The following is a 26943-nucleotide window of genomic DNA, read 5'->3' as shown; positions in this document are numbered from 1 at the left end:
TTTCCTGAACGTGATATGTTAGAAGTATGAAATGGAGGGAGTTCGTAGTGAAAATTGCAAAATTCACGACCCAAAAAAAGAATAAGGACCGATTGAACGTCTTTATCGAGCGTGAGGGAAAAGAAGAGTTTGCGTTCGCGATTGATGTAGATGTGTTTATTAAGTACGGACTCACGAAAGGTATGGAGCTCGAAGATGACTTTGTGCAAGATGTGCTCGGGGCAGAAGAAGCCCAGAAGGCTTACAAGTTGGCTATCAATTACTTATCGTATCGAATGCGTGCGATTTCAGAGGTACAGGACTATCTTATGAAGAAAGAGTTAAGTGAGACTGCCATCAAACATGCCATCACGCGACTGATTGAGCAACGATACTTGAATGATACAGAGTTTGCGAAAGCGTATGTACAAACCAAATTCAATACGACCCCGAGCGGTCCGATCAAGATAAAACGTGAGCTCGAACAACTACGCATTCCATCAGACGTGATCGAGACGGTGTTGACAGCAATCACCCATGAGGAACTCCTTGAAAAAGCCGGAAAGTTCGTAAAAAGGAAACAAATGGAAACAAATCGCCGTTCTGCCACAGAAGTGCAACAAAGAATTCAACAAACCTTGATACAAAAAGGGTATACGTTTGATATTATTTCAGAGGCGATTCAAACTTTTTGGGAAGAAGAGGACGAGGATGTCGAGATTGCGGCATGTTTAAAACAGGCTGAAAAGTTGAGTCGAAAGTTTAACGGGTACGATGCGTTCGAACGTAAACAGCGCATGAAGATGCAGCTTCGGCGTAAAGGATTTCCGTATGATGTGATTGAACGTACGTTAGATCGACTCGTTGAAGAAGAATCGTGATGGGACATTTGTTTACGGTAGGGGAAAACAAGAAAAGGTGGGTCTACATTGACGATTTTAGAATGGATTACAGCACTGATGCCGATTGTGGCAGTGCTGATCTTATTGGTTATTATGCGATTACCCGCATCGGTTGCGATGCCACTGTCACTCGTGACGACGGCGATTTTAGCGTTCTTCGTTTGGCAATTGGATGCGACACGGATTATGGCGGCCACATTACAGGGACTCGTCATTGCCGTGACGACGGTTTGGATTGTGTACGGTGCAATTGGGATGATGAATACGATGAAAGAAGGGGGCGGAATGAATGCAATTCGTTCAGGATTCGTCAATATCACGCCCGATCCACGTATTCAAGTCTTGATTGTCGGTTGGTTGTTCGTTTCATTCATTGAAGGAGCTTCAGGATTCGGAACTCCAGCTACCGTTGCGGCGCCATTGTTGATTGCGCTCGGCTTCCCGCCGATCGCTGCGGTCGTCATCGCGCTTTCTGCCGATGTTTCGGCAGTAACGTTTGGAGCGGTTGGGACTCCGGCATTAATCGGATTAGGGAACGGGTTGTCTCTCGATGTGAACCAACCGGAGGCAATCGAGTTCATCACAGATGTCGTCTTGCAAACAGTATTGATTGATATGGCTGTTGGTCTGTTCATTCCGTTTATTCTGATCTTGATGTTGACGCGCTTCTTTAGCAAGGAAAAGACAATCAAGCCTGCGCTTGAAGTATTCCCGATTGCGATTGTCGCGGCACTTCTTTATAGCGTACCTGCATACATTTGGACCTTGATTCTCGGATTTGAATTCGGAGGAATGCTAGGTGGATTGACGGGCTTGATCATACTTGTCACGATGGCGCGTAAAGGAATTTTGATGCCGAAACGAGTATGGACTTTTGACGGGTATGCAGATGAAATCGAACAACCTGTTGAAAAAGTGACTGTGAAATCAGAGAAGCGTGAATTGCCGCAATGGAAAGCATGGGCACCTTATTTGATTTTGACAATCTTTTTAATCTTGACACGTACGGTCCCGTTCTTGAATGAGATATCTCGTAGTGTACGAATTGACCTTCCGAACATTTTAGGAGTTGAAGGAATCTCGACATCATGGGAGCCGTTTTATTCGCCAGGATTCATGTTCATCTTGACGATCATTGTCACATTCTTTTTACACAACATGAGCTGGTCTCAAGTGACGTCGGTATTTAAGACAACGACGCTCGGTGTCGTAGGGACCGCCATTACGTTGGCCGCTTCCGTTCCGATGGTTCGAATTTTCATCCACTCTGAAAACGGTGGTGCAGGACTCGCTTCGATGCCGGTTGAACTTGCCACGGCAGCTGCTGACACGTTCGGTGGGGTATGGCCGCTCGTCGCACCGTGGATCGGAGCTCTTGGCGCATTCGTTTCTGGGTCGGCGACCTTCTCGAACATGATGTTCTCGAGTTTGACGTCAAACGTAGCGAACTCAGTCGGACTCGATGAAACGCTCGCATTGTCCATGCAAATGGCCGGCGCGAACGCGGGTAATATGATTTGTGTACTAAATGTTGTAGCGGTCGCATCAGTTGCCGGACTTCTCGGTAAAGAAGGAACGATTATCCGTTATACGCTCATGCCGATGATTTATTACGCCACGGCTACGGGAGTCATTGGTCTCGTTTTAGCCATGTTTTTCTTAAACTAAAGCAAGTTACAATTTTTTTACAAAATAATGTTGACAATTTTCTGAACAGTCTGCTAAGGTTTTAGTAGATTTTAAAACAACGAAACGAGAGGAGCCAGAATGATGATTAACATTGCACTCACAAACACACTCAAAACATCATATGGCTACTCGTATTTAACTGCGTGATTTTGGCAGCTGGATAGGGGTAGTGTCCTTTCCCTGACCATGCAAAAGATTGAAGACTACTTCAAGCGCGCTTCATTTGATTGGTTGCACAATCAGGTGGAGTGCGCTTTTTTGCGTGCTTAGATGGATTGGACGAAAGGGGGAAATCAGTCATGAAACTGATTAAACAATTGGATTGGTTTATTAAAAGACAAAAAAGGACGTATGTGATTGCCATCATCTTACTCATCATCACGGGTGTGGTAGACATGTTGCCACCGTGGATTATCGGGCAGGCGATCGATGCGATCCGTGAAGGGAGTTTGACGACAGAGCGCTTGATTCTAATCGTGTCATCGCTACTCGGCATCATGGTGTTATCGTACGTCATGTCGTATTTGTGGATTGCCCGGCTTTTCGGGACAGCTTTCTTACTTGAGAAAAAATTGAGAGGTCGCTTCTTCGGTCATCTTCTCAAACAAACACCACGCTTTTATCAACAACATCGTACAGGCGACTTGATGGCACTTGCGACGAATGACTTGAAAGCGGTTGAGCGAACAGCTGGGTTCGGTGTCATGACATTGGTCGACTCGTTCAACATGACGCTCATCGCATTGACAATCATGGGCGTGTTCATCGATTGGAAGTTGACGCTTGCGGCCCTTTTGCCGATGCCAATCCTCGCTTGGTCGATGAATAAGCTCGGAAGTCAAATTCACGCACGCTTCACGGCGGCTCAAGACTCATTCGGGGTGATGAACGATCAAGTCGTCGAGTCGATATCTGGACTTCGAGTTGTCCGCTCATTCGTTCAAGAAGACGCGGACACGAAAAAATTCGATGATATCACAGACGACGTGATGGCGAAAAACATGCATGTCGCAAAAATTGATGTGTTATTCGAACCGGTCATCAAGTTGCTCGTCGGTCTCAGTTACTTGATCGGCCTCTCTTATGGGACGTTTCTCGTCTTTACGAATGATATTACGCTCGGTCAGCTCGTCTCCTTCAATATTTATTTAGGGATGCTCATTTGGCCGATGTATGCGTTCGGAGAACTCATCAACGTCGTACAACGGGGAACGGCGAGTCTCGAACGAATCGAAACGACGATGAATGAAGTGCCAGACGTGGCTTCGACGGGAACGGTTCACATCGATACACCAGAGAAAATCACATTTAAATCACTTTCGTTCCGCTATCCGAACGCGAACCGAGATTCGTTAGAGGATATCGTTCTGCACGTCTCGCGCGGCGAGACAATCGGGATTGTGGGGCCGACCGGAGCTGGGAAAACGACGTTGTTGCGACAGTTGCTTCGGGAGTACCCAATCGATGATTCGCTTCTCATTAACGGGGTGCCAATCTCGGACATCAAGCTCGAAACAGTCCGTGGCTGGAGCGGGTATGTGTCACAAGAACATCTCCTGTTCTCCAAAACGGTCCGTGATAACATTCGCTTCGGTGTAGATGATGTTTCGACAGAGTCCCTCGAGACAGCAATTCATCTCGCGGCGTTCGATACCGATATCGAACATTTGGATAACGGTCTTGATACGGTCGTCGGTGAGCAAGGGGTCATGTTGTCAGGCGGACAAAAACAGCGATTGTCGATTGCACGCGCTTTATTGAAAAATCCTGAGATTCTGCTTCTTGACGATTCACTATCAGCAGTCGATGCGAAGACGGAATCGCGCATCATCGACTCGGTTCGTACGAGCCGTGAGGCGAAAACGACCTTCATCGTGGCTCACCGTCTTTCTGCGGTGGCACACGCCGACCAAATTCTCGTCCTTCAAAACGGACGAGTCACAGAGCGTGGCACGCATGACCAACTGATGGAACGACACGGTTGGTACTATGAACAATTTATTCGACAAGGAGAGTCGGAGTAATCCGGGAAAGGGGGAATCTCTCATGATCGATCAATATGAATTAGATCCGGTCCGCCGGAAGAAAACGATTCGCTCACTCGTTGGCTATGCCAAACAAGTAAAGCGATCCATCTTCCTCGGACTGGCCTTACTCTTTTTAGCGGTCGGCGCAGAACTTGCCGGTCCGTATATCGCCAAAATCATTATCGATGAACATATCGTCGCCATCGAGCGAGATTGGGTTCAAGTCGAGTCAGACGGGAGTGTTTCCTTCAATGGAGACACATACGAAAAAGAAACGAGACTAGACGGACAAGACGGACAAGACGTCGTTCGTCCCGTCTCCATCGTCCAGACGACAGATGGGTACTACCTCGTCAATGAGACGGTCATGAGCGGTGGTGTTCGTGAAGTCGAGAACGACGTGCTGACAATCTCGAGAGGGGAAGAGACGGCGACGTACGATGAAATCGTCCCGCTCTCGTCATCCGATGTGTTTAAATTTTATCAGACAGACTTACGGGCGGTGCTCATGCTGTCTGGACTGTACGTCATCTTGCTACTACTGGCCGCCGGGTTGAACTGGGGGCAACAGATGCTCTTGCAACGATCGGCGCATAAAATCGTTAAAACGATGCGTCTTGACGTAATGAAGCATCTCCAAACGATTCCGGTCCGTTATTTTGACCAGACACCGATTGGGAAGATTGTCAGTCGTGTCACAAATGATACGGAGACGATTCGCGACCTGTATTTAGGGGTGCTCGCTCGCGTCTTCCAAAGTGTCGTCATGATGATCGGGGTTTTGATTGCGATGTTCTTCCTAGACGTACGTCTTGGACTCGTCTCACTCATTATCATTCCGATCGTCATCGTTTGGATCAAATTGTTCCAACGTTTCTCGACGAAAAACAACTTCCGTGTTCGCGCACTCGTCGCGGATATGAACGCGCAGTTGAATGAGAGCATTCAGACGATGCCGATCATTCAATCATATGTTCGCGAAAATCTCGTCTATGATGAATTTAACGAGAAGAACAGTGACAACTTCCAAACGAGACGGAAACTGTTGAAGCTAGATGCGTTGATGAGCCATAACCTCGTCAACTTCTTCCGAAACATGGCACTCGCCTTGCTCATCTGGTTCGTCGGAGCACAAACACTCGGTGTCGGAAGTGTCTTGACGCTCGGGATCTTGTACGCATACATCGACTACGTCTCACGGATCTTTGAGCCGGTGACACAAATCATGAACCAGCTGTCACCACTTCAACAAGCGCTCGTATCGGCCGACCGGATGTTCCAGTTGCTCGATGAAAAAGGAGAGCGCGTCTCGTCGGACCGTATCCCGCGCTTTAAAGGAGAAGTCGTATTTGATGATGTGACCTTCAGTTATGAAGCGGGGAAACCGGTACTGCAACAAATCGAGCTCCATGCAGCTCCAGGTGAGACAATCGCGCTTGTCGGACATACCGGCAGCGGAAAGAGTTCAATCATGAACTTGCTCATGCGCTTTTATGACCCGTCTGTAGGCGTCCTCCGAATCGATGGGATGGATGTGACGAAGCTTCCGACACAGGCAGTACGGGACCACCTCGGGATTGTCTTACAGGACCCGTTCCTGTTCACTGGAACGATTCGAACGAACGTCACACTCGGCGATGAGACGATCACAGATGAACAAGTGTGGAAAGCACTAACGGCCGTAGGGGCTGACCGTTTCGTGAAACAATTGCCACAAGGAATCGATGAACCGGTAATCGAGCGTGGGGCCTCCCTCTCGAGTGGGGAGCGACAGCTCATCAGTTTTGCACGCGCCCTCGTCTTTGACCCGGCCATCCTCGTCCTCGATGAAGCAACCGCAAGCGTCGACTCCGAGACCGAGGCGTTGATTCAGGACGCGCTCAAAACACTCACGTACGGTCGAACGACGTTTGTGATCGCACACCGTCTCTCGACGATTCGAGAAGCGGACCAGATTCTCGTTCTCGACCACGGACGAATCATTGAGCGAGGCAATCACCAATCACTCATCGAATATGGTGGTGTCTATGCCCGAATGCATGAATTACAGAGTAAACAACAAGCCATCAGTTAAGGAGGTCACATGGAAATCAAGGGGAAATACAACCGCGCCAAAGTGTTCAACGAACGAATCGATGATATGACGCGGAATCAAATTGAAACATTGCTCGACCAACCGTTCACACAAGGGGCATCGATTCGGATCATGCCGGATATGCATGCAGGGAAAGGGTCGGTCGTTGGGACGACGATGACGATTCACGATAAAGTTGTCCCAAACTTAGTCGGTGTCGATTTAGGGTGTGGGATGCTTTGTACGGAAATCAAAGCAAAGCGGGTCGATTTTCAACGACTCGACGATATCATTCGTGAACAGGTTCCGAGTGGAATGAACATTCGTGAGAAGATTCACCCATACGCATCTGAACTTCCACTAGAAGAGGTGCGAGCGCCGTATAAACTCGACCGAGCGTTGCGCTCAGTGGGGTCACTCGGCTCCGGAAATCACTTTATTGAAGTGAACCGAGATGACTCGGGGCGCACGTTTCTCGTCATTCATTCCGGTTCACGCCATCTCGGGGTCCAGATTGCCGATCACTATCAAGAGCGAGCAATCCAACATATGATGGAAACACAAGATGTAAAAGAAGAAATTGAGCGTTTGAAAACCGCTGGTCGGCAGAAAGAAATCTCGGCTTATCTGGAAACAGAGCGAGCGTCACGGAAACCATTCCGAGACCTGGCTTATGTGGAGGGAGCTGATATGGACGATTACATGCATGACGTTCGCATCGCTCAACAATATGCGGCGGCGAACCGTCGAGCGATGACGGATGTGATCGTCGAGGCGATGAAGTGGAACATCGTCGATCAATTCGATACCGTTCATAACTATATCGACCATGATGCGATGATCCTCCGAAAAGGGGCCATTTCAGCCAAAGAAGGAGAACGCGTCATCATTCCGATGAACATGCGAGACGGTTCGCTCATCTGTACCGGGAAAGGAAATCCAGACTGGAACTTCTCGGGTCCGCACGGCGCAGGTCGGATCATGTCTCGGTCGGCCGCGCGAAAGCGCGTCGATTTCAAAGAATTTAAACGTGCGATGGAAGGCGTCTGGTCGACATCGGTTCGTCCGTCGACCATCGATGAGTCGCCATTCGTCTACAAATCGATGAAAGAGATTGTCCGTTATATCGAACCGGCCGTCCGTATCGACCAAGTCATCAAACCGCTCTACAATTTCAAGGCGAACTGAGTCACGTACTCAGTCTCGTCTTTTTCTTTTTTCGCAAAATCTGATACGCTTACATCGAGGTGAACGATATGGAAAAGCGGTTAAGTGACTTATCAAAATATGAGTTAGAGCAAGAGATTCAAGCATTACATGAACGGAAACGAAAGGCTGAACAGATGGGCATGGTCAGCGAAATTGAAGTCGTCCTGCGGCGGATTGCGATTGCCGAAAGCTATTTGGTCGACCCGACATCGTTTCGTCCAGGTGACACATATGTCGTCAATTACAATGACCGTCCGTTCCGCTTGAACTTCGTCAACGGTGTCATGGGGTGGGGAACGTTCGAAGGAGAGATGACGGAACGGGCCATCCCGCTCTCAGAATTGTCGGAGGTGGAGCGATGAACCGGAACGATCAGTATGAACGTCTCGCTGAAATATTAAAGCAAAAAAATGACGTGTTGAACGATTCGGAAGCGGTGACGTGGGTCGAAGTGCTATGGGAGGATTTTGAGACCTCACTTGCCAAGGCGGGCGAACCGTATCCAGGAGAGGCGAAGGCATTCCAATACGTCATTCAACAAATTGATGCATACGGGGCACAGCTCCATTTATTCCAAACGAAAAACGAAAAGTTTAAGCATTTGATGTCTAAACGTAATTTACATTGAGTCACGTCCTTGGGGCGTGATTTTTTTATTGCAATTCTTCAACAATTCGTTATAATGAAGGTCGCTAATAGTTTGCTTGTAAGTATAGTATAGATAAACTTTCTTTAGTTGAACTCATGTTTCACTAAACAAAAAGGAGGCGTTCAGTCGTTGGAAGTAGGTCAAAACATTAAGCGGCTCCGAATCAAAAAAGGATTGACCCAAGAGGAGCTGGCGGAACGTACCGATTTGAGTAAAGGATACATTTCTCAAATTGAGCGTGATTTAAGCTCTCCCTCACTAGAAACATTATTTGATTTATTGAATGTCCTCGGGAGTTCCCCGAAAGAGTTTTTCGATGAAGAGTTGAATCAAAAAGTGGTGTACACCGTTGATGATCGCACCATCTATACGGATGAAGAACGCAAATATCGGACAGAATGGCTCATCCCGGAATCAAATGAAAAAGAGATGGAGCCGATTCTCGTCACGTTCTTCAAACATGGAGAGTTCAAACAGTATGAGCCTTCACGTTCGGAGACGCTCGTATACGTCTTGTCCGGCAAAATTGCGTTGAAATTAGGTAATCACACATATTTTGCCAAGGCAGGGGAAACCCTTTATTATGTCGCCTCAGATTCGCATCAACTCGTCAACGACAACGATGGGGAGAGTGAATGTCTCATCGTCGCGACCCATTCCTATTTATAAGTCAACAGAGGAGGAAACAGCATGAATGCAGAGACAATGATTCGCTTTGACCACGTGTCAAAGCGTTACGACGACACAGTCGTTCTAGAAGATATTAGTTTTGAGATTGAGCGAGGGAAGTTTTATACACTTCTTGGTCCATCGGGATGTGGGAAGACGACGATTTTGCGTCTCATCGCCGGATTTACGGATGCGACCGAAGGAGATATTCACTTTAGCGGTAAGCGAATCAACGATGTGCCAGCCAATAAGCGACAAGTGAACACCGTGTTTCAAGATTATGCGCTGTTTCCTCATTTAAACGTATTTGAGAATGTGGCATTCGGTCTCCGGATTAAAAAGTTGAAAGAAGCAGAAGTGAAGTCGAAAGTCGAGCAAGCTTTGAAGTTTGTCAACTTAGAGGGGTATGAGTCACGTGAAATCGATGAGATGTCAGGTGGACAACGCCAACGGGTCGCCATCGCCCGTGCGATTGTGAACGAGCCAGAAGTCATCCTCCTCGACGAACCCCTTTCTGCCTTAGATTTGAAACTACGGACAGAAATGCAGTATGAACTTCGTGAGTTGCAACAACGCCTTGGCATTACCTTTATCTTTGTCACACACGACCAAGAGGAGGCCCTCGCCATGTCAGATGAAATTTTTGTCATGAACAACGGGAAAATCGTACAGAGCGGGACGCCGACTGATATTTATGACGAGCCGATTAACCGTTTCGTCGCAGACTTTATCGGTGAATCGAACATCGTGCCGGGTACGATGCCGGAAGACCACGTCGTCACGTTCGCCGGTAAAACGTTCGACTGTGTTGACCAAGGATTTGACCGGAATGAAAAAGTAGAGGTCATCATCCGTCCGGAAGACCTAGAGATGACCTCGGTCGAGGCGGCGAAACTCGTCGTCGATGTCGATTCTCAATTGTTCCGAGGCGTCCACTATGAGATTTGCTGTTATGACCAAGAAGGGAACGAATGGCTCGTCCACTCGACGAAAAAGTCGACGGTCGGTTCAAAGATTGGGCTGACGTTTGACGAGGAAGCGATTCACGTCATGCGATTAGGAGAGACGGAAGAAGAGTTTGATCGTCGTCTCGAGTCCTACGAGGAGGTCCCTCATGAATCAAACTAACCAGACCGCAAAGACGGTATATTTGATGACGTACTGGATTTGGATCGCCTTGTTCGTCATCGCGCCTCTTGTCCTCGTCGTATACTACTCTTTTTTTGATATCGAAGGGAACTTGAGCTTAGAGAACTATGAGACGTTCTTCACGTCGACGTATTTGTCGATGACGTTATCCTCGTTTTGGTATGCGTTTCTCATTACGTTCTTCTCCTTACTCGTCGGTTATCCGACGGCATACTTGTTGACGAGGACCAAACATAAACAGCTCTGGCTCTTGCTCATCTTGCTTCCGTCATGGATTAACTTATTGCTAAAGGCGTATGCGTTTCTCGGTATCTTTGGCACGTATGGAATCACAAATCAGTTTTTGGAGGCAATCGGGATCGGGACACAACAAATACTCTTTACGGACTTCAGTTTCGTCTTCGTATCGGTATACATTTTCATTCCGTTCATGATTTTGCCCATCTATAACGCGATTGAAAAGTTACCTCCATCACTCGTCTATGCATCCCGTGATTTAGGGGCTTCGAACTGGACGACGTTCCGACGTGTGATTTTCCCGTTGACATTGGACGGAATCAAGTCAGGTGTGCAAATTGTATTTATTCCGGCATTATCCCTATTCATGATTACACGCCTCATCGCCGGCAACCGTGTCATCACGCTCGGTACGGCGATTGAACAACAGTTCCTCGTCACGCAAAACTGGGGGATGGGGTCGACGATTGCCGTCTTCTTGATTTTGGCGATGGTGCTCGTCATGGTCGTCACGCGTGATTGGGGTGCGAAAGGAGCGGTTCGTCGATGAAACGTAAACGATTTAAATTATCAAATTTATATTTGGCGGTCGTCTTCTTTATCCTATACGCGCCGATTCTTTATTTAGTCTTCTACTCGTTCAACAGTGGCGGGACGATGAGTAACTTCGAAGGATTTACACTGGAGTGGTATGAATCGCTCTTCACGGATACGAGACTACTCGTCATCGTCTTGAACACGATTGTCATTGCGTTACTCTCGGCGACGATCTCGACCGTGCTCGGAGTGATCGGGGCTCTCGCCATTTATACGGCGAAACAAAAATATACGAAGACGTCGCTCTTGTCATTGAACAACGTGTTAATTGTCAGTCCGGACGTCATCATCGGGGCATCATTCCTCATCCTCTTTACGATGCTCGGAATTCAATTAGGTTTCTATTCGGTTCTCTTGTCGCACATCGCCTTCTCGGTTCCGATTGTCGTCATCTTAGTGTTACCGAAACTCCAAGAGATGAGTCCGACGCTGATCGATGCGTCACGAGATTTAGGAGCTAGCACGTGGGACGTGTTGACGAAAGTCATTCTCCCGTATATCACACCGGGTGTGTTCGCCGGATTCTTCACGGCACTCACGTACTCGCTAGATGACTTTGCGGTCACGTTCTTCGTGACAGGGAACGGTTTTACAACGCTTGCGGTAGAAGTTTACTCGCGGGCACGTCAAGGAATCTCGCTTGAAATCAATGCGCTGTCAGCCATCTTGTTCGTCTTCACGCTTACTCTTGTCGTTGGATATTATGTATTGGCGCAACGTGGCTCAAAGGAGGTTAGACGATGAAAAAATTAGTCATCATGCTGGCCGTACCTTTGCTTGTCAGCTTTGGTCTCCTTCTTTGGATTCAACAGTTGAATGCCGCTCAAGGATTCGGTGGCGACAATACGCTTGTCGTCTATAACTGGGGAGATTACATCGATGAGGACTTAATTGGTGAGTTCGAAGAACAGAGTGGATTGAAGGTCGTCTATCAGACGTTCGATTCAAACGAGGCGATGCTCACGAAAATTGAGCAAGGTGGTACGGCGTTCGACGTAGCCGTCCCGTCAGATTATGCGATCAGTCGGATGATTGAGGATGATTTATTGCTTCCGATCGATTACGACAAACTGGAGAATGTCGACAACATCGATCCACGCTTTTTAGACAAATCGTTCGACCCGGGTAACCAATACTCGATTCCATACTTCTGGGGAACGGTCGGGATCGTCTACAATCCCGAGCTAGTCGATGGTGAAATCACATCGTGGAACGACCTATGGGACATGCCGCTTGAAAATGACATCCTCCTTGCGGACGGAACGCGTGAAGTGATGGGCTTTGGCTTGAACTCGCTCGGCTACTCGCTCAATACGACGGACAAGGATGAGTTGATTGAGGCGGAAGAGAAGTTAACGACGCTTTGGCCGAACATTAAAGCAATCGTCGGAGACGAAATCAAAATGTTGATGGCGAACCGTGAAGCGGCGGTAGCCGTCGTCTGGTCCGGGGATGCGTCGGAAATCATGTATGAGAACGAAGAGTTGACGTACGTCATTCCGGAAGAAGGGACGAATCTCTGGTTCGATAACCTCGTCATTCCAAATACGGCACAAAACGTGGACGGGGCACACGAGTTCATCGACTTTATGTTAGATGCCGAGATTGCAGCCCGTAACACGGATTATGTCGGCTACTCGACTCCGAACGAAGCAGCTCTCGAATTCTTGGACGAGGAAGTCACTTCGGATGAACGGTTCTACCCGTCTCGCGAAGTGACGCAAGACCTTGAAGTGTATGAAAACTTAGGGAAGCGGATGAACGCTTACTATAACGAACTGTATTTACGCTTTAAAATGCAGAGTAAATGACGAAACATCCCCGTGCTCCTCATGAGCTCGGGGATGTTTCATTTATTGCTTGATCGTCGATTTGATGTCTTCAATATGTTTCAAGGTGACAGTCGTGTCGACTTGAGTGAAGGACTGTAAGATTTTATATAGCTGCATTTGTTCATCAAGGTCAAATACGAAATCTTGATGGGTGATCAGCTTTTTGATCCATTGTTGACGATTGAGAACAGGGACATCGGGAGATTCGATCTGTTTGAGCGTCGAACGATTGCTGAACACAATCCACGAGTGAAGATGGGTCCGGTCTAATCCAAGCACTCGCTCGATGGCTTTCAGATGCAATTCATTTTGTTTGATTGGATTGAAGAAGCGGTGTTTCTTCCGGCGGGGGAGTGTCTGCGTCCAGTATTGGTCACGTGCCCGTCCAAAAATCCAACCGCTATAGTTTTTTGATTCGATGACATGTACCCCGGACTGATTGATAAAAACGACGTCAACTTCTGTTGTTCGATCTTTTTTAGAAGGATGGGGGAGATACAAGTTTGTCAGAATCAACGGTTGGAAGAACTTTGACTCAATCTCCGCCACACATAAATATTCTCCGAGTAGACCGGTATCTTGAACCACTTTGAGATAAGGATGTCGAGTTTGTTGAGAATACTGACTGCTTTGATAACGTTTGACCTTGTAGATGATGATGAGTGTGAGGACGAGAAAAATGGGTGCGAATATGCTGACCAAGGTAACAAAAATACTTTCGAATAATGTCGTGAGTAATGAATCCATCGAATCCCTCCTTTCTATCTACTATACAAAAGAACAACATTTGATATGTATATTTTTTACAATTGAGGATAATCTTTTTTTACATCATAAAGGACCCACCGAAATGGGTCCTCCTGCTCATGCTTCACGTTTCAGCGCTTCACGCTCTTCTTCTGTAAAGACTCGAGAACGCCCTAAAAATCGTTTGCCTTCGACACCCTCGAGGGAAAACATACCGCCCCGACCATCGACCACATCGATAATCAGCTGTGTATGCTTCCAATAATCATATTGTTTCTCGTGGATATAGAACGGGGTATCTCCGATTTCACCAAGGAGCAAATCGTGGTCGCCCACCATAAACTCGTCACGTGGGAAACACATGGGAGAACTTCCGTCACAGCACCCTCCTGATTGATGAAAGAGGAGGGGGCCGTGTTTCGACTTTAGACGTTCGATCAGTTCGAGCGCGGCGGGAGTGGCCTCGACTCGTCTCACCATCTTAGAAGAACCCGAGCTTCTGTTCGCTGTAGCTGACGAGCATGTTTTTCGTGCGTTGGTAATGACCGAGCATCATCTTATGGTTCTCACGACCAATCCCAGACATTTTGTAGCCACCGAATGCGGCATGTGCCGGATAGGAATGGTAACAGTTGATCCAGACGCGGCCTGCTTTAATTTCACGACCGAACCGATAGGCACGGTTCATGTCACGTGTCCACACGCCTGCCCCGAGTCCATAAAGCGTATCGTTCGCGATGGCGAGTGCTTCCTCATCATCTTTGAACGTCGTCACCGACAAGACTGGTCCAAAAATTTCTTCCTGGAAAATCCGCATCTTGTTATGACCTTTAAAGATGGTCGGTTGAATGTAATACCCGTCAGCCAAGTCTCCATCCATCATGTTGCGTTCTCCACCGATGAGACACTCTGCGCCTTCCTCTTTCCCAATTTCGAGATAAGAAAGGATTTTTTCCATCTGTTCGTTCGACGCCTGCGCACCCATCATGACGTCCGAATCGAGCGGATTGCCGAGTTTGATTGCTTTGACGCGCTCGAGCACACGCTCCATGAATTTGTCATAGATGGATTCCTGGATTAAAGCGCGAGATGGGCACGTACATACTTCTCCTTGGTTCAAGGCGAACATGACGAGTCCCTCGATCGCTTTATCAAAGAAATCGTCATCCGCTTCCATGATGTCGGCAAAGAAGATATTTGGTGACTTCCCACCGAGCTCGAGCGTGACCGGGATGATGTTTTGAGAAGCGTACTGCATAATCAGACGACCCGTTGTCGTCTCACCGGTGAAGGCGACTTTATCGACACGGTCACTCGAAGCGAGTGGTTTGCCCGCCTCGAGACCAAAGCCGTTCACGATATTAAGGACCCCGGGTGGTAATAAATCTTCAATGAGTTCCATGAGGACCATGATCGAAGATGGCGTTTGTTCCGCCGGCTTCAAGACGACACAGTTTCCGGCAGCGAGCGCAGGAGCTAGTTTCCAAACGGCCATCAGGATCGGGAAGTTCCACGGGATGATTTGTCCGACGACGCCGAGTGGCTCATGGAAGTGATAGGCGACCGTATCGTGATCGAGTTCACTGATGCCACCTTCCTGTGAACGAATCACACCAGCGAAATAACGGAAATGATCGATGGCGAGCGGAAGGTCGGCGTTGAGCGTTTCCCTTACAGCTTTTCCGTTTTCCCATGTTTCTGCATACGCGAGCATCTCGAGATTCTCTTCCATTCGGTCCGCAATCTTATTCAAAATGACAGACCGTTCCGTGACCGACGTTTTCCCCCAGCTTTCCTTAGCGGCATGGGCGGAATCTAATGCAAGTTCAATATCCTCTTTCGTTGAGCGGGCGACTTCACATAATACTTTCCCATTCACAGGAGATGTATTTTCGAAGTATTCTCCACCAGCTGGCGCGGTCCACTTTCCGTTAATGAAATTTTCATAACGGTCCTTAAACTGTACTGTCGTTCCTGCTGAGTTCGGCACTTCATAAATCATGATCATTCCTCCCTTTTCATACGAGATAGAAGAGTGATGTATGCGCTTACATTTATCGGTAAGCGAACGACTCCCTTTCTCATCGTAAAGCCGCACTGTGATAAAAGTCAAAATTTTTTGACAATAATTTGTCAATCTTTTGTAAAAATGTTTTGAAGTCAAGGTTTTTGGTAATGAGTACATGTGTACATGAAAATCAAGTATAGGGAGTGAATCATGATGGCAAAGGCATATCAGGTCGACCCGGCACATAGTTCAATCACGTTTACTGTCAAGCATATGATGATTTCAAAGGTGAAAGGCGAGTTCAAAGAGTTCGAGATCAAAGCGAATGGTGACCCAAGTAACTTATCAGATGCGAACGTAAAAGTGACGATTCAGGCAGCATCGATTGACACCAATAACGCAGATCGAGATAATCACCTCCGCTCAGGCGATTTCTTCAATGCAGAAGAACATCCGCATATCTTGTTTCAATCGACATCGTTCCGTTCGAAAGGCGATGGAGAATTCGAGTTGACGGGAGATTTGACGATTCGTGGTACAACTCGACAGGAGACGTTTGAAGTAGAGTATGAGGGGAGTGCGAAAGATCCATGGGGCAATATGAAGTATGCCTTCTCTGGTGAAGGGTCACTCAACCGAGAGGATTATGGACTCACTTGGAACCAAGCGCTTGAAGCTGGTGGAGTCCTAGTCGACAAAAAAGTGAAATTTGAGTTCGAGCTCCAGTTCACTGAGGCAGAACAATAAAAAGTCGCTCATCATGAGCGACTTTTTATTGTTCATACACTAATTTCTTTTGTAGGCTGTCTTCGCTAAACACCCAACCTGTAAAGGATGACAATACTTCATTCGAATGCTCGTCGACGATGACGACGGCGACGAACGGATACATATTTTTAGAGAAGTAGCGTAAATTCGTAAATCGATATTCAACCATCCCGTTATAACGAGTGACAGTGTACGTGTGAATTTTAGAAAAATCGAGAAACGCCTGCAAATCGGCATTTCTTTTAGCCTTGACGAAATGTGGGTCTTCTTCACCAGGCATCGGTTTATCACGAAAACGTCCACACTCGATGACCTTTCCTTTCTTCACTTTTACGGCTCCGAGACCGTCACGGAAACGAACGGCGACATGCCAGTCATCCCACCCGATTCCTGGGGAGATGAATAACTCATGTGCACCTGCGAAGTGACGCGCTACCGTGGCGAGCGCGCGGTTGCGTAATTTGAACTGAATGGCATAGTAACTGATGACAAGCGCGATGAGCAGTGCAAAAATAGGGACAGTCGCACCCGTTATCATCCATAATGCATATGCACCGTAATAAGCCGAGAACAAGTACGGATCAAACGTTCCGATGACTCCCCACCCAATCCATTTTTTCGAGAATGGTTGAAGCGCTTGCGTCCCGTAGGCGTTAAACAAATCGACGGTGACATGTAGCAGTACGGCAACTTGTGCCATGACCCAAAGTGAGGCAGGATTGACGCCAAGAACCGTTCCGATGACGGCACTGACGATGATTGGCCAAGCGAGAAGCGCGGTGATTCCGTGTGAACGACCACGATGCTGGCGTAAATACGTACTGTTTCCTTTTAACTTAAAGACGGTATCAAAGTCAGGTGCGTGTGAGCCTACAAGAGCTGTCGCTGTCATAGCTAAAAATAGTTGAGCATCACCTGAAACTTCCGGACTAAGCGTTGCGATGGCGCTTAAGCCAAGTCCCATACCAATGTGTGTCGCTGTATCCAATGTGCGTCAGCACCTCCATCAATAAACACAAGATCACGTTATCTATTCTTATTTATCATACAATATTTTTAAAACGAGGGGAAACACAATGCTTAATCTTGATAAATTGTTCACAAATTATAATATTCATCATTTCAACGAGGAGTTGGTCACTTGGTTTAATCGTGAAAAGCGTGACCTCCCTTGGAGACACGCAAAAAATCCATATCGCGTTTGGGTGAGTGAAGTGATGTTACAACAGACGCGGGTCGACACGGTCATCCCGTATTACAATCGTTTTATGGAACGATTCCCGACACTCGAGGCGCTTGCGGACGCTGAAACAGATGAAGTCGTGAAGTATTGGGAAGGGCTCGGCTACTACTCTCGCATCCGCAATCTTCATGAGGCGGTCAAGGAAGTCGCTTCCGTATATGATGGCATCGTGCCTGAAGAAAAGGAACGTTTTGAAAAGTTGAAAGGCGTTGGTCCTTATACGACGGGAGCCGTATTATCGATTGCGTACAATCAACCTGAACCAGCCGTGGATGGGAATGTCATGCGCGTGATGTCTCGACAGTTTGGAATCTATGACGATATCGCGTTACCGAAAACGCGCAAAATTTTTGAACAAGTCGTTCGTCGGTTGATGGACCCGGCTCATGCATCTGATTTTAATGAGGGCGTGATGGAACTCGGTGCTACGGTCTGCACTCCGAAAAATCCGATGTGCTCGCTCTGTCCCGTGCAAGACAATTGTTACGCATACACCCATAACGTTCAAGAAGAGCTGCCGGTGAAGACGAAAAAAGGAGCGGCTCGCATCGAGATGTATGACGCACTATGGGTCGAGAAAGACGGTAAAGTTGCTTACGTGCAGCGACCGGACAAAGGTTTACTTGCCGGGATGTGGCAATACCCGCTTACGGAACGGGGAACAGGGGAACAGGTTAACGGTACTTATCTCGGGCAAGTGAAGCACGTCTTCTCTCATATCGTTTGGTATATCGATTTATATCGAGTCGATACGCTTCCAATCGATGACGTCATCTGGCTAGACGCCTCGGAGCGCGAGGAGAAGACGGTTTCTGTGGCCCAACAAAAACTAGAGCGATTGGCGGGTGGCGAACATGAGACAATTTGATGTAGAGTCGACATACGATACGACGGTAGAGACGCTATGGGAGCTATTGCAGGACGCTTCGCTTCTGACGAAGTTGACGAAGTTTCCGAAAGTACGCTTAGTAGGGGACGGCGCCTCGGTCGAAGGGAATGAAATAAAGTTGTTCGTTGGAGTCGGTCCAGTGGAACTGCCGTGGGACAGTGTCATTGCGATTGAAGGGGAACGGGCATTTTGCGATCAAGGGAAGACGTTACCGTTTCCGTTCAAGCGGTTCACGCACGTGCATCGGGTCGAAGAGCGGGATGGGAAGGCGGTCATGGTTGACGAAGTGACGTTCGATAGCTTTGTCCCGAACATACTCGTCGAATATTTCGTGCTTCGGCCGATGTTTCGAGAACGGGCACGAGCCTTCCAAAAAACACTAAATTCATGAAAATAAGAGATTTCCTTTTTCATTGGTTCTGAAAGTCGCTATAATTAAATATGAGAATTGTATAGCATCATAGCGGAAAGGAGGAGCTTATGAGCTTATTTCCCAAAGCAGGTAGCAAAATCGAGATACAGAGCTACAAGCACAACGGAACTTTGCATCGCGTTTGGGAAGAAACGCTCGTCCTTCAGTCGTCAAAAACGGATATGATCGGATTCAATGACCGGATTATGGTCAGCGAGTCAGACGGTCGGCAATGGAGAACGCGAGAGCCGGCAATTTGCTACTTTTCATCTGAGTATTGGTTCAATGTCATCTGTATGATTCGCGAAGACGGGATTTACTACTACTGTAATCTAGGTTCGCCGACTACATTTGATGGGGATGAACGTGCCATCAAATACATCGATTACGATTTGGACATCAAGGTGTTCCCGGATATGTCGTATACGATTTTAGATGAAGATGAATATGAGCGGCATCGTCGCGAGATGAATTATCCGAAAGCGATTGATCGAATCTTGAAGCAGAACGTGCAAGAGCTGATCAACTGGATTCGAGGACGGAAAGGGCCGTTCAACCCAACATTCGTCGATGAATGGTATCGCGAATACGAAGCACGTTATCGGAGATGATTCCTCATCTCCGCTTTTTTTCTTAAGTCAGGAGGCACTATGGGTAGTATTAAACGTTATATGCAATTTGTCAGTCCGTACAAAAATCAAATTGCCATTACCATCTTCGTCGGGATTTTGAAGTTTTCGATCCCGCTCGGATTACCGTTACTTTATAGGTATGTCATCGATAACTATTTGACGGATGATGCGCCAAAGCAGGATTACACGACGCTCGTTTGGTTGTTCAGCATCGTCTTCTTCATCTTTCTCGTCGTCAAACCGCCAATTGAATACTTACGTCAGTATTTGGCGCAATGGGCCGCGACGCGTGTCTTGTTTGATGTACGAAATCGATTGTTTGACCACGTCCAAAAGTTGTCACTCCGTTATTATTCAAATAATAAGACGGGGCAGATCATTTCACGAATCATCAACGATGTCGAACAGACGAAAGACTTTGTCATCACCGGTCTGATGAATATTTGGCTCGACATGGTCACCATCCTCATCGCCATCGTGATCATGTATACGATTGACCCTCAACTCACACTGATTGCGATTTTACCACTTCCGTTTTATGCGATCGCAGTCCGCTATTTCTATGGGCGGTTGCGTCGTTTGACGCGTGAACGTTCGGCCGCACTTGCTGATCTTCAAGGTCATTTGACAGAGCGCGTCAACGGGATGGCGGTCATTCGGAGTTTTGCGCTAGAGCCATATGAAAATAAGGCGTTCGAACAACAAAACGGTGGTTTCTTGAGCGCGGCACTCAAACATACGAGTTGGAATGCCAAGACGTATGTCGTCGTGTCGACCATCACCGACATCGCGCCAATCCTTATCTTCACGACGGCATCGTGGCTTGTCCTTCAAGAAGCGGTATCGCTCGGGACGCTCGTCGCGTTCATCGCGTACATCGACCGACTCTATGCACCGCTCGGTCGTCTCGTCAACTCGGCGACGACACTCACGCAATCGGTCGCGTCGATGGACCGTGTGTTCGAGTTTCTCGATGAGACGTACGATATCAAGGAGAAGCCGAACGGGTTCGTTCCATTGTCGACAGCAGGAAAAATCGACCTCGAGCATGTCAGCTTTTCGTATGAGCAGGACGGGACACGAGCGTTGAATGATGTGAACCTCCAAATTCGTTCCGGAGAACGCGTTGCGTTTGTCGGAATGTCCGGTGGAGGAAAGTCGACACTCGTCAGCCTGATTCCGCGTTTTTATGACGTGACGGATGGAAGCATTAAAATCGACGGGGTAGACGTACGTGATTTCAAATTACGTGCGCTTCGCGATCAAATCGGGATGGTCATGCAAGACTCCGTCCTCTTCAGTGAATCGGTCGCGATGAATATTCGCATGGGGAACCCGGATGCGACGGACGAAGAAGTCATCGAAGCGGCGAAAGCGGCGAACGCCCATGAGTTCATCTCGAAACTTGAGGGGGGGTATGCGACACCGGTCGGGGAAAAAGGTGTCAAACTGTCTGGTGGACAAAAACAGCGGCTTGCGATTGCCCGTGTCTTTTTGAAGAATCCTCCGATTTTGATTTTAGATGAGGCGACGAGCGCGCTTGATTTAGAGAGTGAGGCGATGATTCAAGACTCGTTGGCCCGTCTGACGAAAGGGCGTACGACGTTAATCGTCGCCCACCGCTTGTCGACCATTACCGACGCGGACCAAATCGTCGTCGTCGATAACGGTAAAATCATGGAGACAGGGACGCATGAAGAACTGATGCGTCGTCGCGGGGCGTATTATGACCTATATATGATTCAAGATTTAGCCGTAGTGGAATAATGAAAAAGTCGAGTTCCGGTGGGAACTCGACTTTTTCATCGGTCTAAAAATCGTTTACGCACATCCGGGGGAGGGAGTGTGCACACTTCTTTTTTCCCGAACAGGCGTGTCCGATGTTTGGCGAAGAGATCATATCCATAATCACGAATCGGTCTAGGTATGAAACGAATGAGTCGAAGCAGGCGCCAACGGCCATCAAGGTGTTCGGCAATTCGAATCGCAGCGTCTGATTTTAAATAAGGGACCCCTTGTTCAATATAGACGATACTGTCGACTGATTCCGGAATCCGGTGTCGTGTTCGGAGCGACTGACCGACCTCGCTTTGGAGCGATGCAAAGTGAATCAAGGCGTGTCGATCATGACGAATGATGAACTGGACACTGGCGTCACAAAAGTTACAATCGCCATCGAATAACACAATCGTAGGCAAGTACTTCGCCTCCTTCATCGTTCTTTTTTACCATTCTGTCTTCATCTTAAACATCAAGTTGCGAGTTTGCGAGCATGAATAGAGTGAATCGAAAAAAGAGATGCTTGCGCATCTCTCACAACCGAGCAAACGAGCGATGGACCGCTTCGATTGTCTCTTCGATATCTTGATCTGTATGCTCGGTCGTCAGGAACCAAGCCTCATATTTGGATGGGGCCAAGTTCACGCCGTTCTCGAGCATCAACTTGAAGAAGCGACCAAACTTCTCCCCGTCTGATTTTTCCGCACCGTCATAGTCGGTGACGACTTCATCCGTGAAGTAAACCGTAAGGGCACCTTTCAGGCGATTGATTGTGATGGTGACGTCATGTTTCTCCGCCGCCTCACGGATTCCGGCTTCTAGTTTTGCGCCGAGTGCATCTAACTTCTCATAGACACCAGGCTGCTCGAGCACTTCGAGGCAGGCAATCCCTGTCGCCATCGAGGCCGGGTTCCCCGCCATCGTGCCCGCTTGATACGCAGGTCCGAGTGGTGCGACCGTCTCCATGATTTCTGTCTTTCCGCCATATGCGCCGATCGGCAGACCGCCACCGATGATTTTCCCGAGAGCTGTCATATCCGGTTCGATGCCATACACTTGTTGGGCACTTCCATATGTGAAGCGGAACGCCGTGATGACTTCATCATAGATGACGAGTGCGCCATGCTCATGCGTAATGTCGTTGACAGCTTGGAGGAAGCCTGGTTTTGGCTCGACGATCCCGAAGTTTCCGACAATCGGTTCGACGAGGACGCAAGCGACCTGGTCTCCCCATTCTTTCATCATCGTCCGATACGCTTCGACGTCGTTGAACGGGACGGTGATCACTTCTTTGGCAGTGGCTTTCGTTACACCTGCAGAGTCAGGAGAACCGAGCGTCGCCGGACCGCTACCTGCTGCAATGAGCATGAGGTCTGAATGCCCGTGATAACAGCCGCTGAACTTTACGACGAGTTCACGACCGGTATAAGCACGGGCGACTCGGACCGTCGTCATGACGGCTTCTGTTCCCGAGTTGGTGAACCGGACCTTATCCATCGAAGGAATGGCTTGCTTCAATTTTTTTGCAAACTCGACCTCGAGGCGATGAGGGGTCCCATAAAGCAGACCTTTTGAAGAAGCGTTTACGAGCGCTTCGTGAATGTGTGGGTGGGCGTGCCCGGTGATGATTGGTCCGTAGGCAGCCAAATAATCGATGTAACGTTTTCCATCTACATCATAGAAATAAGCGCCTTCGCCGCGTTCCATATAGACAGGGGCGCCACCACCGACCGCCTTGAAAGAGCGGGATGGGCTGTTGACACCTCCGACGATGTGAGTAAGTGCATCTTGGTACAATGCATCAGATGACTGACGATTTGATGAAGTAGTCATATGTATTGCCTCCTTATTCAAATTCGCACTTATTGTATCATAGCCGTCAACCGCATAAGCTCGGTGTTTGACGAAGCGTTTAGAAATCAGTACACTAATTATAAAGATTACTATGTAAGAAATAAGTTAAAGTTCAAACCTATTTCGCATGAATTTTATAGAAGAAATGAGGGATTGACGTGGGAAGCGAAATGCTTGACCATGCTGTTCAGTCGCTCCGAGAACATGGAGTCAGAATGACGCCTCAGCGCCAGGCCATTTTGGAGTACCTCGTCACGGAGCATAGTCACCCGACAGCGGATGACATTTATAAGGCACTTGCCGCAAGGTTTCCGAACATGAGTGTGGCCACTGTATATAACAATTTGCGCGTCTTCAAAGAAGTAGGGCTCGTTCAAGAAATGAATTACGGTGACGCCTCGAGTCGCTTTGACTTTGTGACGTCGAAGCACTATCACATCATCTGTGACACGTGTGGGAAGGTCGTCGATTTCAACTACCCAGTATTAGATGAGATTGAAGCGGTAGCTTCTCAATTGACCGGCTTCAAAGTCGATCGGCATCGACTTGAAGTGTACGGGACGTGTCCATCTTGTCAGGCTGAACAATCGCAAACGCATTAAGAAACCACATCCGAGCAGTCGGATGTGGTTTTTGTGTTAGTCGGTTTGTTGTGACTGACGTTTATTATACTTCTCATCAAATTCTTTACCTTCAAGTGACCGGTCGATTGTGAGCGGCTCATCACAATGCATACATAAATCGACGCGCCCGAGCATCTTCGTCTCTCGTTCACAGTTTGGGCAAGTCACGATGATGGCTTTTGTTGAGGCCATTCCGATAATGAAGTAAAGGGCAGAGCTCGCGAGTACCATGATAAAGCCGAGGAGCATGAAAATAATCATGAGCCAGGTGATGGATTTTGCGAGAAGACCGAGATACATGACCCCGATCCCGCCAAAGATGAGGAGTAACGCTACATTGCGTGCGCGATTGATTTTGTTCCCCCGTTTTTTCATGAGTGAATCCCTCCAATTGTCTGTCTCTATCATAGCTCATCTTCAAACGAGTGAGAAGTTCCTGCATTTTTTCGGCAGGAGTTTTTTGAAAAGGGGGCGAATTTGGTTCGTATCGAAATGACAATCGTCATATATAGTCAATTTGCGATTGGGAGAGAAGGGGTCCAGATGGCGATGGAATATGCGACTCGCACCATTTATTCAGAATATGCTGCACGGGTATCAACACTCGGGATTATTGAAGTAAAGAAGAAACGGGCACGTGACCCGTTGACCGATCAGTCGGATCGTCTACTCATTGTGATCGAAGCGAAAGAGGAAGCGTTTTGGACAGTGAAGCATTATCAAGTCGGTCAGGAGAGAATTGTCTTACATGTAGTCAGTGACTCAATGATGGACCGGTGGATTGTCTTAAACGAAAACCGACGAGCCATCCATTGGATTGAAGACGGAATCGTGTTGTTCGAACGGAATGAATACATCTTAGAGTTACGACAACGCAACCGGAACTTGACGAATCGGGAACAACGTTTACAACTCTCGTTGTCTTTCGCAAAATTGTTGCGCCGATTCGAAGACGGACGCTATTTGTTTTTAGAAGGGGAGTTCCAAGATGCCTTCACACAAGTTCATCATGCGCTCACCCATTTGGCCCGCCTCTCGATTCTTGAGGCGGGAGTTCATCCAGAAATCGTGTTGTGGGAACAGGTCCGGGCAATCGACCTTGAAATCTATAAACTGCACGAGGAATTAGTCGGGGGGCAAGAGTCGCTTGAACAGCGTATCCACCTAGTCGTCATTGGCATGGAACATTTGATTCAATCGAAAGTGTTGCCGGGAACATTGCTGTTACTTCAGACGATGCAGGAGAAGGATGAGGCGTGGACATTCTCAGAACTAATGGAACATCCGAATTTGAATGAGCTCCGAGTCGACCTCGGGAGCATCGTTAGTTTTTTAGTGAAAAAAGGATATGTTCGCACGGTCACGAGACCGACAAAAGGTGTCGGGGTAGAAGCGGTCCTGTATGAGATTGCTTAACTGTCCCTCCCTAGGAACAATGAGGAGAATACTAGGTGTATGAAACTGTTGAAATTTAGCGTTGGAACCATTTTTATTTTATTTGTCACGATTGTGATCTCTGTCTTTGTCGCTCTTTTTACGATGGGAGACCCCATCACACTCGGGCGACCGATTATTTGGACGATATGGTATATGGCCCTTCTACTAATCGTATGTATGGGACTCTATGATTTCTCGTCCTTTTCAAAACAAAAGATTCGAAAAGTTCTCGGCTGGGGTGCGTTGGTCGGTGCTGTCCTCTTCGCTTCTGTGAAAGGATATTATATGTATCAGGACAGCTTGAAGATTGAAGAGCGCGGTGTGGAGTTGATGGACTATCAGCCGTTTACGAAATCAGGGCAATTGGCGAAGCTCGATCATAAGAGCTTGGTGAAGTTCGAGGAAGGTTTGCCGCGATTAGACGGGGCGACAGCGCTCTATCCGATGTACGCTTCCTTTGTGGAAGCGGTCTATCCGGAAACGGGAGCGTACGACCCATATAATGTACAAACGAGTAAAGTCGTGTCGACAACGACACCGGAAGCTTACAGTCGACTGATGAACAATCAGACTGACTTAATTTTCGTCGCTGGTCCATCAGACCGTCAGTTGCAGGAAGCGGATCAAAAAGGCGTTTCTCTTCATATGACACCGATTGGTAGGGAAGCATTTGTTTACTTCGTTCATGAAGATAACCCGGTCGATTCGTTGTCGATCGAACAGGTTCGTAGAATCTATTCGGGAGACATTCAGAATTGGGAAGAGGTCGGCGGCAACTCGGAAACCATTCGAGCTTTCCAACGACCGGAGGATAGCGGCAGCCAAACAGCTTTACAAAAGATGATGGGCGATCAAAAGCTCATGGAAGCGCCGGTAGAAGATGTTCCTCAAGGGATGGGTGGGATCATCCAACAAGCTTCATCGTATCGAAACCATAAAAATGCGATTGGATTTTCATTCCGATACTATGCGACTGAAATGGTGCATGACCATAAAATCAAGTTACTTCGTATAGAAGGAATCGAGCCGACCGTCGAAACGATTCAAGATGGATCGTATCCGCTGACGTCTGAATTTTACGCGGTGACTACTGATGAGAAAGCAAAGCAGTATGAAGATTTTCTAAAGTGGCTCGAAAGTGAGGAAGGGCAGACGTTAGTCGAAAAGACTGGCTACGTTCGTCTCGATTAATAGGTGATTTCAAGATTTACTTTTCGTCACATTGACGGAGAGTAAATCTTTTTTTAAAATTTTATTACGTTTTATATTGACGAAGTAGTAATTAAAGATTATAGTTATAAACGTTGTCACGGCAAAAGATTATTTTAGAAAAACAATTTGTGAAAAAGTTGTTGACGAAAACAGTCGAAACGTGATAGATTAATGAAGTCGCCAAGAGCGGCAGACGAACTTTGAAAACTGAACGATGAGGCAAAAATAAGTTTTACAATTTTTGAATGAAGCGCAAGCTTCGTCAATCTAAGAGCTATATCAAATTCTTTGGAGAGTTTGATCCTGGCTCAGGACGAACGCTGGCG

Annotated in this window: 27 protein-coding genes; 20 read left to right on the top strand and 7 right to left on the bottom strand. The window is 47.7% G+C overall.

The genetic code is table 11. From position 1 onward, the window contains the following. Positions 1 to 47: 47 nt before the first annotated feature. The 12 genes from recX (at position 48) to KNP00_RS06365 (ending at position 12992) form a co-directional block, all read left to right on the top strand. Complete coding sequence (gene recX, locus KNP00_RS06420) at positions 48 to 860, top strand: recombination regulator RecX (RefSeq protein WP_215143367.1); 813 nt, start codon at positions 48 to 50, stop codon at positions 858 to 860. 48 nt (positions 861 to 908) lie between these two features. Continuing rightward, positions 909 to 2549: an L-lactate permease gene (locus KNP00_RS06415; protein WP_215143366.1), complete on the top strand. Its 1641-nt coding sequence runs from the start codon at positions 909 to 911 to the stop codon at positions 2547 to 2549. A 320-nt stretch (positions 2550 to 2869) separates the two neighbouring features. Beyond that, the gene (locus tag KNP00_RS06410; RefSeq protein ID WP_215143364.1) at positions 2870 to 4594 is read left to right on the top strand and encodes an ABC transporter ATP-binding protein; all 1725 of its coding nucleotides are present in this window, start codon (positions 2870 to 2872) and stop codon (positions 4592 to 4594) included. A 22-nt stretch (positions 4595 to 4616) separates the two neighbouring features. Further along, positions 4617 to 6671 carry an ABC transporter ATP-binding protein gene (locus KNP00_RS06405; protein ID WP_215143362.1) on the top strand — a complete coding sequence of 685 codons (2055 nt, stop codon included), beginning with the start codon at positions 4617 to 4619 and terminating at the stop codon, positions 6669 to 6671. 9 nt (positions 6672 to 6680) lie between these two features. After that, the gene (locus tag KNP00_RS06400) at positions 6681 to 7859 is read left to right on the top strand and encodes an RtcB family protein (protein WP_215143360.1); all 1179 of its coding nucleotides are present in this window, start codon (positions 6681 to 6683) and stop codon (positions 7857 to 7859) included. A gap of 68 nt (positions 7860 to 7927) precedes the next feature. Then, positions 7928 to 8242, top strand: a complete 315-nt coding sequence (locus tag KNP00_RS06395) for a YfhH family protein (protein ID WP_215143358.1) — start codon at positions 7928 to 7930, stop codon at positions 8240 to 8242. After that, positions 8239 to 8508: a YfhJ family protein gene (locus tag KNP00_RS06390; RefSeq protein WP_215143356.1), complete on the top strand. Its 270-nt coding sequence runs from the start codon at positions 8239 to 8241 to the stop codon at positions 8506 to 8508. Before KNP00_RS06395 ends, KNP00_RS06390 begins: the two co-directional genes overlap by 4 nt. 150 nt (positions 8509 to 8658) lie before the next feature. Beyond that, positions 8659 to 9198, top strand: a complete 540-nt coding sequence (locus KNP00_RS06385) for a helix-turn-helix domain-containing protein (protein WP_215143354.1) — start codon at positions 8659 to 8661, stop codon at positions 9196 to 9198. 21 nt (positions 9199 to 9219) lie between these two features. After that, entirely contained in the window at positions 9220 to 10326 is a 1107-nt protein-coding gene (locus tag KNP00_RS06380) for an ABC transporter ATP-binding protein (protein WP_215143352.1), read from the top strand. After that, a complete protein-coding gene (locus KNP00_RS06375; RefSeq protein ID WP_215143350.1) occupies positions 10313 to 11134 on the top strand; it encodes an ABC transporter permease in 822 nt (273 codons plus the stop codon). The genes KNP00_RS06380 and KNP00_RS06375 overlap by 14 nt, the downstream gene beginning before the upstream one ends. Continuing rightward, the gene (locus KNP00_RS06370; RefSeq protein WP_215143348.1) at positions 11131 to 11925 is read left to right on the top strand and encodes an ABC transporter permease; all 795 of its coding nucleotides are present in this window, start codon (positions 11131 to 11133) and stop codon (positions 11923 to 11925) included. Before KNP00_RS06375 ends, KNP00_RS06370 begins: the two co-directional genes overlap by 4 nt. Further along, complete coding sequence (locus KNP00_RS06365) at positions 11922 to 12992, top strand: ABC transporter substrate-binding protein (RefSeq protein WP_215143346.1); 1071 nt, start codon at positions 11922 to 11924, stop codon at positions 12990 to 12992. Before KNP00_RS06370 ends, KNP00_RS06365 begins: the two co-directional genes overlap by 4 nt. Positions 12993 to 13034: 42 nt before the next feature. On the opposite strand, the gene KNP00_RS06360 is transcribed toward KNP00_RS06365, so the two are convergent. From KNP00_RS06360 to adh, 3 genes are all read right to left on the bottom strand, one after another. Further along, positions 13035 to 13760, bottom strand: a complete 726-nt coding sequence (locus KNP00_RS06360) for a nuclease-related domain-containing protein (RefSeq protein WP_215143344.1) — start codon at positions 13758 to 13760, stop codon at positions 13035 to 13037. A 117-nt stretch (positions 13761 to 13877) separates the two neighbouring features. Next, entirely contained in the window at positions 13878 to 14240 is a 363-nt protein-coding gene (locus KNP00_RS06355) for a DUF779 domain-containing protein (protein ID WP_215143342.1), read from the bottom strand. Between the two features lies 1 nt (position 14241). Beyond that, positions 14242 to 15762 (bottom strand): aldehyde dehydrogenase, encoded by a 1521-nt coding sequence (gene adh, locus KNP00_RS06350; protein WP_215143340.1) that lies wholly within the window; start codon positions 15760 to 15762, stop codon positions 14242 to 14244. A 219-nt stretch (positions 15763 to 15981) separates the two neighbouring features. Here adh and KNP00_RS06345 point away from each other — a divergent pair, with 219 nt between their 5' ends. Beyond that, positions 15982 to 16515, top strand: a complete 534-nt coding sequence (locus KNP00_RS06345; RefSeq protein WP_215143338.1) for a YceI family protein — start codon at positions 15982 to 15984, stop codon at positions 16513 to 16515. Between the two features lie 25 nt (positions 16516 to 16540). On the opposite strand, the gene KNP00_RS06340 is transcribed toward KNP00_RS06345, so the two are convergent. Then, positions 16541 to 17524 (bottom strand): metal-dependent hydrolase, encoded by a 984-nt coding sequence (locus KNP00_RS06340; RefSeq protein ID WP_215143336.1) that lies wholly within the window; start codon positions 17522 to 17524, stop codon positions 16541 to 16543. 88 nt (positions 17525 to 17612) lie between these two features. Between KNP00_RS06340 and mutY the strand changes: the two genes are divergently transcribed. From mutY to KNP00_RS06320, 4 genes are all read left to right on the top strand, one after another. Then, a complete protein-coding gene (mutY, locus tag KNP00_RS06335) occupies positions 17613 to 18647 on the top strand; it encodes an A/G-specific adenine glycosylase (RefSeq protein WP_215143334.1) in 1035 nt (344 codons plus the stop codon). Next, positions 18634 to 19059, top strand: coding sequence for a hypothetical protein (locus KNP00_RS06330; protein WP_215143332.1), 426 nt, complete (start codon positions 18634 to 18636; stop codon positions 19057 to 19059). Before mutY ends, KNP00_RS06330 begins: the two co-directional genes overlap by 14 nt. A gap of 89 nt (positions 19060 to 19148) precedes the next feature. After that, positions 19149 to 19691 carry a nucleoside tri-diphosphate phosphatase gene (gene ntdP / locus KNP00_RS06325; protein WP_015880896.1) on the top strand — a complete coding sequence of 181 codons (543 nt, stop codon included), beginning with the start codon at positions 19149 to 19151 and terminating at the stop codon, positions 19689 to 19691. 39 nt (positions 19692 to 19730) lie between these two features. Next, positions 19731 to 21479 (top strand): ABC transporter ATP-binding protein, encoded by a 1749-nt coding sequence (locus KNP00_RS06320; protein WP_215143330.1) that lies wholly within the window; start codon positions 19731 to 19733, stop codon positions 21477 to 21479. Positions 21480 to 21514: 35 nt separating this feature from the next. Here the strand turns inward: KNP00_RS06320 and KNP00_RS06315 are convergent, their stop codons facing one another. Together KNP00_RS06315 and KNP00_RS06310 are read right to left on the bottom strand one after the other, a co-directional pair. Then, positions 21515 to 21910, bottom strand: coding sequence for a thiol-disulfide oxidoreductase DCC family protein (locus KNP00_RS06315; protein WP_215143328.1), 396 nt, complete (start codon positions 21908 to 21910; stop codon positions 21515 to 21517). A gap of 115 nt (positions 21911 to 22025) precedes the next feature. Beyond that, on the bottom strand, positions 22026 to 23324 hold the full coding sequence (locus KNP00_RS06310; RefSeq protein ID WP_215143326.1) for a glutamate-1-semialdehyde 2,1-aminomutase: 1299 nt from the start codon (positions 23322 to 23324) through the stop codon (positions 22026 to 22028). Between the two features lie 191 nt (positions 23325 to 23515). Between KNP00_RS06310 and perR the strand changes: the two genes are divergently transcribed. Continuing rightward, complete coding sequence (gene perR, locus KNP00_RS06305; RefSeq protein WP_215143660.1) at positions 23516 to 23947, top strand: peroxide-responsive transcriptional repressor PerR; 432 nt, start codon at positions 23516 to 23518, stop codon at positions 23945 to 23947. 36 nt (positions 23948 to 23983) lie between these two features. On the opposite strand, the gene KNP00_RS06300 is transcribed toward perR, so the two are convergent. Further along, the gene (locus KNP00_RS06300) at positions 23984 to 24343 is read right to left on the bottom strand and encodes a YgzB family protein (RefSeq protein WP_240542754.1); all 360 of its coding nucleotides are present in this window, start codon (positions 24341 to 24343) and stop codon (positions 23984 to 23986) included. Positions 24344 to 24445: 102 nt separating this feature from the next. Here KNP00_RS06300 and KNP00_RS06295 point away from each other — a divergent pair, with 102 nt between their 5' ends. Both KNP00_RS06295 and KNP00_RS06290 read left to right on the top strand, forming a co-directional pair. Beyond that, a complete protein-coding gene (locus KNP00_RS06295) occupies positions 24446 to 25384 on the top strand; it encodes a nucleotidyltransferase-like protein (RefSeq protein WP_240542753.1) in 939 nt (312 codons plus the stop codon). A 39-nt stretch (positions 25385 to 25423) separates the two neighbouring features. Then, complete coding sequence (locus KNP00_RS06290) at positions 25424 to 26596, top strand: substrate-binding domain-containing protein (RefSeq protein ID WP_215143322.1); 1173 nt, start codon at positions 25424 to 25426, stop codon at positions 26594 to 26596. Positions 26597 to 26943: the final 347 nt, after the last annotated feature.

Source organism: Exiguobacterium qingdaonense, from assembly GCF_018617855.1.
GTDB lineage: Bacteria > Bacillota > Bacilli > Exiguobacteriales > Exiguobacteriaceae > Exiguobacterium > Exiguobacterium qingdaonense.
This window is presented reverse-complemented; position numbering and strand designations above follow the sequence as displayed.